This is a genomic window from Exiguobacterium sp. H66 (assembly GCF_018618705.1).
Taxonomy (GTDB): Bacteria; Bacillota; Bacilli; order Exiguobacteriales; family Exiguobacteriaceae; genus Exiguobacterium_A; species Exiguobacterium_A oxidotolerans.
Genome location: NZ_JACSMQ010000012.1, coordinates 34,805 through 44,818 on the forward strand (window position 1 = coordinate 34,805; position 10,014 = coordinate 44,818).

Sequence of the window (10,014 nt, forward strand, 5' to 3'; positions counted from 1 at the left end):
AACGTGAATCCAACTGTAAAATTAGAATCGGTCACGAAGGTGATTGGAAAGAAAACGATTATCGATAACATTTCGTTCGAAATCTTCCCAGGTGAAGTCTTTGGATTTCTCGGTCCGAACGGGGCAGGGAAAACAACGACGATCCGGATGCTCGTCGGATTGATTAAACCGACGTCGGGTAAAATCACGGTCTGTGATTTTGATGTCCGCAAACAATTTGTTCAAGCGATGGAGCGGATCGGCTCGATCGTCGAAAACCCAGAGCTTTACAAATACTTGAGTGGGCGCGAAAACTTGCGTGTCTTCGCCCGGATGTTACCGAATGTCGATGAAGCTCGGATTCAAGAAGTGATTGACTTGGTCGACTTGACGGCGCGGGTCGACGATCAAGTCCGGACGTATTCCCTCGGGATGCGTCAACGCCTTGGAATCGCCCAAGCCTTGCTCGGTCGTCCAAGTGTTTTGATACTCGATGAACCAACAAACGGACTCGATCCGATGGGGATTCGTGATTTACGGCAATTCATTCGGAAGCTCGTTGATGAGACAGGATTATCAGTTTTAGTCTCGAGCCACATCCTGGCTGAGATTGAGATGCTCGCTGACCGGGTCGCCATCATGAGTTACGGCAAAATCGTTCAAGTCGGGACGGTCAAGGAGCTCGTCGAGTCGCTTGCTCCAGGTGTCGACTGGCGGGTCGATGATGCCTTCAAAGCGAATGAAATTTTATCCGCGTCTGAAGACGTCCAGGTCTCTGAAGTCGTTGACGCGAATACCGTCCATACATTGATGGATTCAAGTAAGACACCGGCACTCAACAAACAGCTGTTTGAAGCCGGCGTCGAAGTCTGGACGATTGAACGAAAAGTCCAGACGCTCGAAGATCTCTTCATCACATTGACGGGGGGAGATCATATTGCGTAATCCGAACATGCTTGGTCTCGTCCGCAACGAAGTGACGAAAATTGCTTCGAAAAAGCGCTTCGCCGTCGTCGCAATCATTTTAGTCGTTCTTGTGTCGATGTTTACGTATGCACAGTATCGTGACATTCAAGAACAAATTAAGAAACAAGGTACGCTCGATTGGCGTGTCGAACTGCAACAAGATATCGTCGATACACAGAATCGACTGGCTTCGAGCAGTATTCAAGATGAGTTCCGCCAGTTTTTAGAATTTGATTTAAAACAGAATCAATACTACCTCGATAATGATATCAATCCGAACTATCCGGGTGCGCCGACGTTCATCCGCATTTTCTTCTCACAAGGATTAACGTTAATCTTACCGCTCTTCATCATCGTCATCATGGCGGACATCGTCAGCGGGGAGCAAAACGACGGAACGATCAAGACGCTTCTGTCGCGGCCGGTCCGGCGCTGGAAAATTTTGATGGCGAAATGGATCACGGTTTTACTCTATACCTCCATGCTGATGGCATTGACCGCGTTCGTCTGTTACGCGATTTCCGGCATCGTCCTCGGGTATGATGGCTGGACCGCCCCGATTTTGACCGGGTTCCAAGCATCGCCGAGCGGGACGTTCTCGACCGAATTCGTGCATACGATTCCGATGTGGGAATACCTCCTGATGGCAATCGGTCTCGCCTGGATTGTCACAGCTGTCGTCGGAACGATTGCGTTGATGGTCTCTGTCCTCGTCAAGAATACGGCGACCGGGATTGGCATCATGATGGCAGTCTTGATTTCCGGAACATTGTTGACGACACTCGGTTCGAGCTGGACAAGTTCGAAATACCTCGTTAACGTCAACTTTGGACTAATCAATTATCTGGATGGTCAAGCACCACCGATTGAAGGCATGACGTTGCCATTCTCGCTTGCCGTCCTTGGCTGTTGGACAGTCGCGACACTTGGAATCGCCTTTTGGAACTTTACGCAAAAAGATATGTATTAATAAAAAAACCCCTGTCCCGAATTCGGAACAGGGGGTTTTCGCAACGGGCAAGCCCGTCACTTGGAATCGAGAGGCAGAGCCTCTAATGGAAAGCCGATGCAGGTCAACTTTCGCGCTACGTACCAATCGTATCTTAATCATAGCGATTCCATTAATTGGTGTCAAACATGCTCGAATGGGTTTACAGTTGTCGCAAATTGTAAAAAGGTAGATAACAGATAAAAGAGGAGGGGCTATGATGGCAGATTGGGGTATTATGTTGACAGGGTTAGTGATTTGCGGATGGTGTGTATTCAGCGCAATTTATGACGACTTCATTCGTCGTGTCTAATATTTTTTTCGTAACAAGTAGGGTACATGTCCTTTTTCTTCAGGATAGGTGCTCTTTTTTTTGTCTTAAAACGGCTACGGCAGAATTGTGAATTATGGTACACTGACATCAAAAATGATCAGTGTAGGAATGGTGATGCATAGTGAAACAACCAGTCATCGTCATCGTCGGTCCGACTGCGGTCGGAAAAACGAAGACAGGTATAGAATTAGCGAAGCGCTTGAATGGTGAAATCATCTCCGGTGACTCCGTTCAAGTCTATCAAGGAATGGACATCGGTTCAGCGAAAGTGACAGAAGAAGAAATGGACGGTGTAGCGCATCATATGCTCGACCTTGTCAATCCGGATGATGAGATGAGCGTTGCTCGTTTTCAGACGCTGGCACGTCAGGCGATTGCGGATATTGCAGAGCGAGGGAAATTGCCAATCATCGTCGGCGGGACCGGCTTATACATCCGGGCGATTTTGTATGACTATCAATTTACAGCACAAGCGGAAAATAAAGAATTGCGGCAAGAATTGGAACAGTTTGCAGCGGAGCAAGGCGCAGTCGCACTCCATGAACGTTTGCGTCAACTCGATCCGAATCGGGCAGAGGAAATTCATCCGAACAATGTGCAACGGGTCGTCCGGGCGATTGAAGTCGCCGAGAGTGGACAGACACAAACGTCCGGTAGTGAACCGAGCTTATATGAGAGCTTGCTGTTCGTCTTACATATGGACGACCGGGATCGCTTATATGACCGAATCAATGAGCGGGTCGATTTGATGGTGGGGCAGGGACTCGTCGAGGAAGTCCGGCAGCTTGTTGACGCCGGCTTCGCCGATACGAAAGCGATGCAAGCGATCGGCTACAAGGAAATCGTCCCTGTTTTGAGTGGCGCGCCACTTGAACCGGCGGTCGAACAGCTCAAACGTAACACGCGACGCTTCGCAAAACGGCAGTTAACCTGGTTCCGTCATCAATTTGATGGCGTTTGGGTAGAAATGGGAACGATTTCATTTGAACAAAACTTCAAAATTATCTATGATAGAACAGTAGGGTTTCTGAAAGCGGTTAACTCGGACTGGCCTGAAGACAGAAACAGATAAAATAGAGGGGGCACGGGGTCTTATGAAAGCGACATACAACATTCAAGACTATTTTTTAAATCAATTACGAAAAGATGCGGTTCCAACAACCGTCTTCTTAATCAGTGGGTATCAATTACGGGGATTAATCAAATCATTTGATAACTTCACGGTCATCTTAGAATCAGAAGGAAAACAACAACTGATTTATAAGCATGCCATCTCGACGTTCGCGCCGGCACGTAACGTGACGTTGTACGAACAAGAGGAAACGGAAGAAGTATCGCGTTAAACAAGACGGCCGCGGGGGCCGTCTTGCAAGAAATGCAATCCATTTAGATGAAACGTCACTGCGAAGTGACGTTTCATCTTTTTTTATGGAGAATGACGAATGGTAGATGAAAAGAGGCTGGCTTTTTGTCGCGACGCGTCATAATAACTCTTTTAATTCGTCAAATGCTTCGGCGTATCGTCTTAACGAGACGTCTTTATAGAGACAGGTCTTCGTCAGGCGGTCTTCTGTCGTCATCTCGTCGAAATACGTTTTCAAGATGAAGCTGTTACGGAGCATCGACGGGGTGATCAATCGTTTGTTATCCGACCGTTCATTGAGTTGCCGCATCATTTTCGTGATCATGACGATCGAGAGCTGCTTCGGCGCATTTTTACTATAGAGCCAGCGGAACGTCATCCGGGCGAAGTCGAAGGCGACGAAAAACGGGTCCGTTGTATGATAACGTGGACGGACGGGTTCCGGAACGGTCTTCAAGTAACGGAGCATGACGTCCTGATCCTCGCGCTCGATATGCAGTTTGTACGTGTTCCCGAGCCGGTCGTGGACGAGCATCTCTTGTTGGGCAAAATTGAGGTCTTGCATCTTCAGCCCGATGATGTGGTGGACGCGTAGTCCGTAGCGGTAGAACAACCGTAAAATCAATTCATTGCGGTCAATCAAGTACGGGCGGGCGACGAGCTGGTGATCGGTCAAACCGCGGTCGGACTGATTCGTCCGGATCAACTGGTCATATTCTTCCTGCGATGCGACATGGTGTGGACCGAGCTCATGGGTCGGTTGGGCATACTCAATCAGTTTTGCTTTTGATTGTCGGATTTGATAGTTCAGTTGATTGATGACGGTGACGATCCGGGCGACCGTCGCTTGTTTATAGAGTTTTTCTTCGATCAAGTATTCGTTGATGAATGTCTTCCAGGCATCAAGCGAAATTGCTTTGAAATCATCAATCGTCTCGAGCGGTTGGTCGACTTCCGTCATGTACCGGTGAACCTCGATTAAGTCATAACGGTAGCGCCGGACGGTCGAGTCTTGTCGACCGCTGACCGTTAAATACAGTAGATACCGTTCGATGAACTCGGGTAACGTATAATCCAGTCGTTCGCGTGCCATGTTCCGCCTCCTTCAACCTCGTTTTTATTATCATAAACCGAACGAATGTTTCCTGTCCAAAAAAGTTCAGACGTGTAGCGGCGTGTGGTATGATTAGGGACGCAGAATGTCTTTATCTTGAAAGGAATGATTTTATGTCAGAACGCGTTATTGTCGTCGGTTGTCAGCTCCCCGATGTGGCAGACCATATTTATGCAGAATCGGTCGCGGAGCTTGAAGCACTCGTCACGACTGCGCACGGGGTCGTCGTTGGACGACTTGATCAAAAACGGCAAGCAGTCGATCGGCGTACGTTTATCGGAAAAGGGAAGGTCGAGGAACTGGTCGCGCTAGCGGAAGAACTCGAACCGGATTTAATTATTTTTAATGCAGAAGTCACTCCCGGTCAGATGAAGAACATCCGGATTGCACTTGAAGACCCGGAATCAATCAAATTGATTGACCGGACACAGTTGATTCTCGATATCTTCGCCGGACGTGCCCAGTCACGGGAAGGGAAACTTCAAGTCGAGCTCGCGCAAATGAGTTATTTGTTACCGCGTCTCAGTGGACAAGGAACGCAACTGTCACGTCTTGGTGGTGGGATCGGGACACGTGGTCCGGGTGAATCGAAACTTGAGACCGACCGTCGCCATATCCGTCGCCGTGTTGATGAAATCAAGAAACAGCTTGAGACGTCGGTCGCACACCGGGCCCGTTACCGGGAACGCCGCAAAGAAAATCAGACGTTTCAAATCGCGCTCGTTGGGTATACGAATGCCGGGAAGTCGACGATTTTCAATCGCTTGACGCATGCTGACACGTATGAAAAAAATGAATTGTTCGCGACGCTCGATCCATTGACACGTCAGTTCGATTTACCGGAAGGTGGTCAAATCCTGTTGACGGATACGGTTGGTTTCATCCAGGACCTTCCGACGAAACTGATTGCTGCCTTCCGTTCGACGCTTGAAGAAGTGCTTGAAGCCGATTTAATCATCCATGTCATCGATGCTTCGAGTGAACACTATCTCAATCAGATGCAGACGACGAACGATGTCCTCGATGAGCTCGGAGCGGGTGATATTCCGCAACTCGAAGTCTTCAATAAAAAAGACCAGTTGACAGACTTGTTCACCGGCGGAAAATTGCTGATTTCAGCACTCGATCCGACTGATATCGAACGGTTAACGCTCGAAATCGAAAAGTCGATCAGTGAGATTTTGGAATATCTCGAAATCCGGATTCCGGTCGAGGCGTTTGCCCACTACAACCCGGCAAAAGAAGTCATGATGAATTTAAAAGAACAATATGAAGAGGATGGATCGGTCACGCTCAAAGGGTACTTGCGTAAAGACACGCGTCTCTACTCGACATTGAAACAATACGAGGTGTAAGCATGTTTACAGAGTTAACGCATTATGAAGCGATTCGCCCCTTCGTCGAGACGGCGGAAACGCGAATCGCTCCCGGGATCAAACGAACGCAAGAGATTGCGGAATACAATCAGTTTCGCGTCTTGAACGCGTTCCGGAAACACAAAGTCAGCGATTTTCACTTCATGCCGTCGACAGGTTACGGCTATAACGATGAAGGGCGCGATACGCTCGAACGGATTTATGCCGACGTCTTCGGTGCAGAAGCCGGACTTTGTCGCGCGCAAATCATCAGTGGGACCCATGCGATTGGAATCGCGTTGTTCGGGTTACTCTTGCCGGGCGACGAATTGCTTTATATCACGGGTAAACCGTACGACACGTTAGAGGAAATCGTCGGTATCCGGGGTGACGGGCGGGGCTCGTTAAAAGAACTCGGTGTCACCTATGATGTCGTCGAGATGAAACAGGCGGAGACGATTGATATCGATGCCGTCCTCGCCCGGATCACAAGCAAGACGAAAGTCATCGGGATTCAGCGGTCAAAAGGCTACGCGACACGGCGCAGTCTTCCGGTCGAAGAAATCGGTCACGCGATTGCGACGATTAAAGCCGCGCATCCGGACGTCATCGTCTTTGTTGACAACTGTTACGGCGAGTTCGTCGAGACGATGGAACCGACCCATGTCGGGGCTGACTTGATGGCAGGCTCACTGATTAAAAATCCGGGTGGGGGTCTCGCGAAAACAGGCGGCTACCTCGTCGGACGGACAGACTTGATCGAACGGGCATCGTTCCGGATGACGACTCCGGGCATCGGCGCGGAAGCGGGCCCGTCGCTCTACTCGCTCCAAGACATGTATCAAGGCTTCTACATGGCGCCGCACACGGTCAGTCAGGCATTGATGGGGGCGATGTTCACATCGAGCATGATGGAGCAGTTCGGTTTCGACACGGCACCGCATTACGCAGCAGAGCGGACGGATTTGATTCAATCGGTCTCGTTCCATGCCCCGGAACCGATGATTGCTTTTTGTCAGGCGATTCAAGCGGCGTCACCGGTCAATGCTCATGCCTTACCGATTCCCGATTATATGCCGGGATATGCGGATGATGTCATCATGGCAGCAGGGACGTTCATCCAAGGGTCGTCAATCGAATTGTCGGCAGACGGACCGATTCGTGCGCCCTATACGGCTTACGTCCAAGGCGGGTTGACATTTAGTCACGTCAAAATCGCCATCGTTTCTGCCGTCGACCATTTGATGGAAAAACAATTGCTTCCGCAAACGCGGGTTTAAAATAATTACAAACTGTGAAAAGACCTTTGATGACAGGTTGTCTGACTTGTAAGAAAGTTGTGTTAACTTTCCTGACATAGCTTGACAACTTGCCTCACAGAGGTTTATTCTCATGGAGTAAGGAAAAAGGAGGAACGACATGGCAGACGTAACACGACAGTCCAAGCCACTGTTTCCGATCGGAGTCGTTCAAGAGTTGACCGCGTTATCTGCCCGGCAGATCCGTTACTATGAAGAACAGGGACTGATCAAACCGGAACGGACGGAGACGAAACGCCGCCTCTACTCGTTCAACGATGTGGATCGTTTACTGTCGATCAAGGAATATTTGGATCAGGGACTGAATATCGCAGGGATTAAAATGATTTTTGACAATGATCTCGTCAAACGGGAACGCGTTGCGGAGACGGTCGTCAAGACACGTCCGGAACTATCCGATGGAGAGTTGTATAAACTCCTGAAAAATCAACTGAAGGAAGCAGGTCAACCTGGAAAAACGTCGCTCATCCAAGGTGAGCTCGGGCGTTTCTTCAAGTAAGTACCTGTTACCATATATGAAAAACAGAATCGGAGAGGGGAACTGTTACATGACACGCCGCAACATTACACGAGAAGACATTATGAAAATCGCTAAAGCTGAGGACGTACGGTTTATTCGTCTACAATTCACAGATATCCTCGGTACAATCAAGAACGTTGAAATTCCAGTAAGTCAATTGGAGAAGGCACTTGATAATAAGATGATGTTCGATGGTTCGTCGATTGAAGGATTCGTCCGGATCGAAGAATCAGATATGTATCTCTTCCCAGACTTAAACACATGGGTTGTCTTCCCATGGACTGAAGATGGAACAGGTAAAGTCGCACGTCTCATTTGTGACATTCACAATCCAGATGGCACATCGTTCTCAGGTGATCCACGTGGTCAATTGAAACGCGTACTTAAAGAAATGGAAGAGCTTGGTTTCTCTTCATTCAACGTCGGACCAGAACCGGAATTCTTCCTCTTCAAAAAGGATGAAAACGGTCGCCCGACACTTGAATTAAACGACCAAGGTGGATACTTCGACCTCGCACCTGTCGATCTCGGTGAGAACTGCCGTAAAGAAATCGTCATCGAGCTCGAAAACATGGGCTTTGAAATCGAAGCATCACACCACGAAGTCGCACCGGGTCAACACGAAATCGACTTTAAATATGCGGATGCGATTACGACTGCCGATAACATCCAAACGTTTAAACTCGTCGTTAAGACGATTGCTGCGAAACATAACTTGCACGCGACATTCATGCCGAAACCGCTCTTCGGTGTCAACGGTTCAGGGATGCATGCGAACATGTCCCTCTTCAAAGGAAACGAAAACGTCTTCTTCGACGAAGAGAACAGCAACATGCAACTCTCTGACGATGCACGTGCTTTCACGGCGGGTATCCTCAAACACGCTCGTGCCTTCACAGCTGTCTGTAACCCGACAGTCAACTCGTACAAACGTCTTGTTCCTGGTTATGAAGCACCTTGCTACGTCGCATGGTCAGCCCGTAACCGTTCACCGCTCGTCCGAGTTCCTGCTGCACGTGGTCTTTCAACTCGAATCGAAGTTCGTTCAGTTGACCCGGCGGCTAACCCGTACCTTGCACTTGCGACATTGCTTGCGTCAGGTCTTGACGGAATCAAAAACAACTTGCAAGCACCTGCACCAATCGACCGTAACATCTACGTCATGGACAAACCAGAACGTGTTGCGAACGGCATCGATGATTTACCATCAACACTCAGCCATGCACTCGAAGTACTCAAAGCAGATGACGTCGTCATGCACGCACTCGGTGATCACATCGCGGAACACTTCGTTGAGCTCAAAGAAATCGAGTGGGATATGTTCCGGACACAAGTCACGGAATGGGAACGCGATCAGTACATGGTCTTGTTCTAAGTCTACTGGAAACGTCCGAATTTATTTCGGGCGTTTTTTAGCGTGTGGACAAAGCAACATAAAGTGATAAAAGCATCTCCCTTTTCCGTTGCCTGCCTCTGACAGTGCGTTAAAAACGCACTTTTTCCCGTAGGAGTCAACGGAAGAGAGATGCTTTTTAGACCGTCGTGCAGCCGTTTTGAAGATGAGACGAGACAGGAAAGTGCAACACGCAAGCATATCGGTATAAACCTTTCATTAGAGTTTATCTACAGCCTGAGAACGTCTGAATTTATTTCGGGCGTTTTTTGTGAGAATTCAAATTGATGGATGCTTACATTTTTGTGATTTTATTAATTTTTTGATTTTCGAAAGGTGCATGCACTTATTTAGGGAATAGAAAAATATACTAAGGAGGCGTTCCATATGAAGAAAGCCTATGAGGGAAAAGACGTGACTGTCTACTTTGATTCAGAAGTGTGCATTCATTCCGGTCACTGCGTCAAGAGCCTGCCTAGCGTCTTTGATGTCAAAAAACGACCATGGATTGAAGCGGACGGTGCGGAAGAAGAAGAAGTCATGCGTGTGATTGATGTGAACTGCTCCCCGTCAAGTAGACAGGTCAAATAATATAAATTTTTTAAACGGCTTGAGCCCTGAATTCCAGCGGACTTAAGCCGTTTAATCGTTTTTGATACCGCAGCTCATTATAAAATCGAATG

General features: G+C 48.5%; 10 protein-coding genes. 9 read left to right on the forward strand and 1 reads right to left on the reverse strand.

The window, feature by feature from the left end:
• Nucleotides 1-3 precede the first annotated feature (3 nt).
• From KNP88_RS14830 to hfq, 4 genes are all read left to right on the forward strand, one after another.
• A complete protein-coding gene (locus KNP88_RS14830; protein ID WP_029333260.1) occupies nt 4-924 on the forward strand; it encodes an ABC transporter ATP-binding protein in 921 nt (306 codons plus the stop codon).
• Entirely contained in the window at nt 917-1,915 is a 999-nt protein-coding gene (locus KNP88_RS14835) for an ABC transporter permease (RefSeq protein ID WP_034801277.1), read from the forward strand. The genes KNP88_RS14830 and KNP88_RS14835 overlap by 8 nt, the downstream gene beginning before the upstream one ends.
• Nucleotides 1,916-2,385: 470 nt before the next feature.
• Nucleotides 2,386-3,339 (forward strand): tRNA (adenosine(37)-N6)-dimethylallyltransferase MiaA, encoded by a 954-nt coding sequence (gene miaA, locus KNP88_RS14840; RefSeq protein ID WP_214845771.1) that lies wholly within the window; start codon nt 2,386-2,388, stop codon nt 3,337-3,339.
• 22 nt (nt 3,340-3,361) lie between these two features.
• On the forward strand, nt 3,362-3,610 hold the full coding sequence (gene hfq / locus KNP88_RS14845) for an RNA chaperone Hfq (protein ID WP_029333264.1): 249 nt from the start codon (nt 3,362-3,364) through the stop codon (nt 3,608-3,610).
• 138 nt (nt 3,611-3,748) lie between these two features.
• Here hfq and KNP88_RS14850 read toward each other — a convergent pair whose 3' ends face one another.
• Complete coding sequence (locus KNP88_RS14850; RefSeq protein ID WP_214845400.1) at nt 3,749-4,723, reverse strand: tyrosine-type recombinase/integrase; 975 nt, start codon at nt 4,721-4,723, stop codon at nt 3,749-3,751.
• A 134-nt stretch (nt 4,724-4,857) separates the two neighbouring features.
• On the opposite strand from KNP88_RS14850, the gene hflX reads away from it, so the two are divergent.
• The 5 genes from hflX to KNP88_RS14875 all read left to right on the forward strand — a co-directional run bounded on the left by hflX (nt 4,858) and on the right by KNP88_RS14875 (nt 9,922).
• Nucleotides 4,858-6,099 (forward strand): GTPase HflX, encoded by a 1,242-nt coding sequence (gene hflX / locus KNP88_RS14855; protein WP_214845402.1) that lies wholly within the window; start codon nt 4,858-4,860, stop codon nt 6,097-6,099.
• 2 nt (nt 6,100-6,101) lie between these two features.
• On the forward strand, nt 6,102-7,379 hold the full coding sequence (locus tag KNP88_RS14860) for a methionine gamma-lyase family protein (protein ID WP_214845404.1): 1,278 nt from the start codon (nt 6,102-6,104) through the stop codon (nt 7,377-7,379).
• 139 nt (nt 7,380-7,518) lie between these two features.
• Nucleotides 7,519-7,917 (forward strand): MerR family transcriptional regulator, encoded by a 399-nt coding sequence (locus tag KNP88_RS14865; protein ID WP_214845406.1) that lies wholly within the window; start codon nt 7,519-7,521, stop codon nt 7,915-7,917.
• Nucleotides 7,918-7,966: 49 nt separating this feature from the next.
• Nucleotides 7,967-9,313 (forward strand): type I glutamate--ammonia ligase, encoded by a 1,347-nt coding sequence (glnA, locus tag KNP88_RS14870; RefSeq protein WP_088836751.1) that lies wholly within the window; start codon nt 7,967-7,969, stop codon nt 9,311-9,313.
• A 405-nt stretch (nt 9,314-9,718) separates the two neighbouring features.
• Nucleotides 9,719-9,922, forward strand: coding sequence for a (4Fe-4S)-binding protein (locus KNP88_RS14875; protein WP_214894479.1), 204 nt, complete (start codon nt 9,719-9,721; stop codon nt 9,920-9,922).
• Nucleotides 9,923-10,014: the final 92 nt, after the last annotated feature.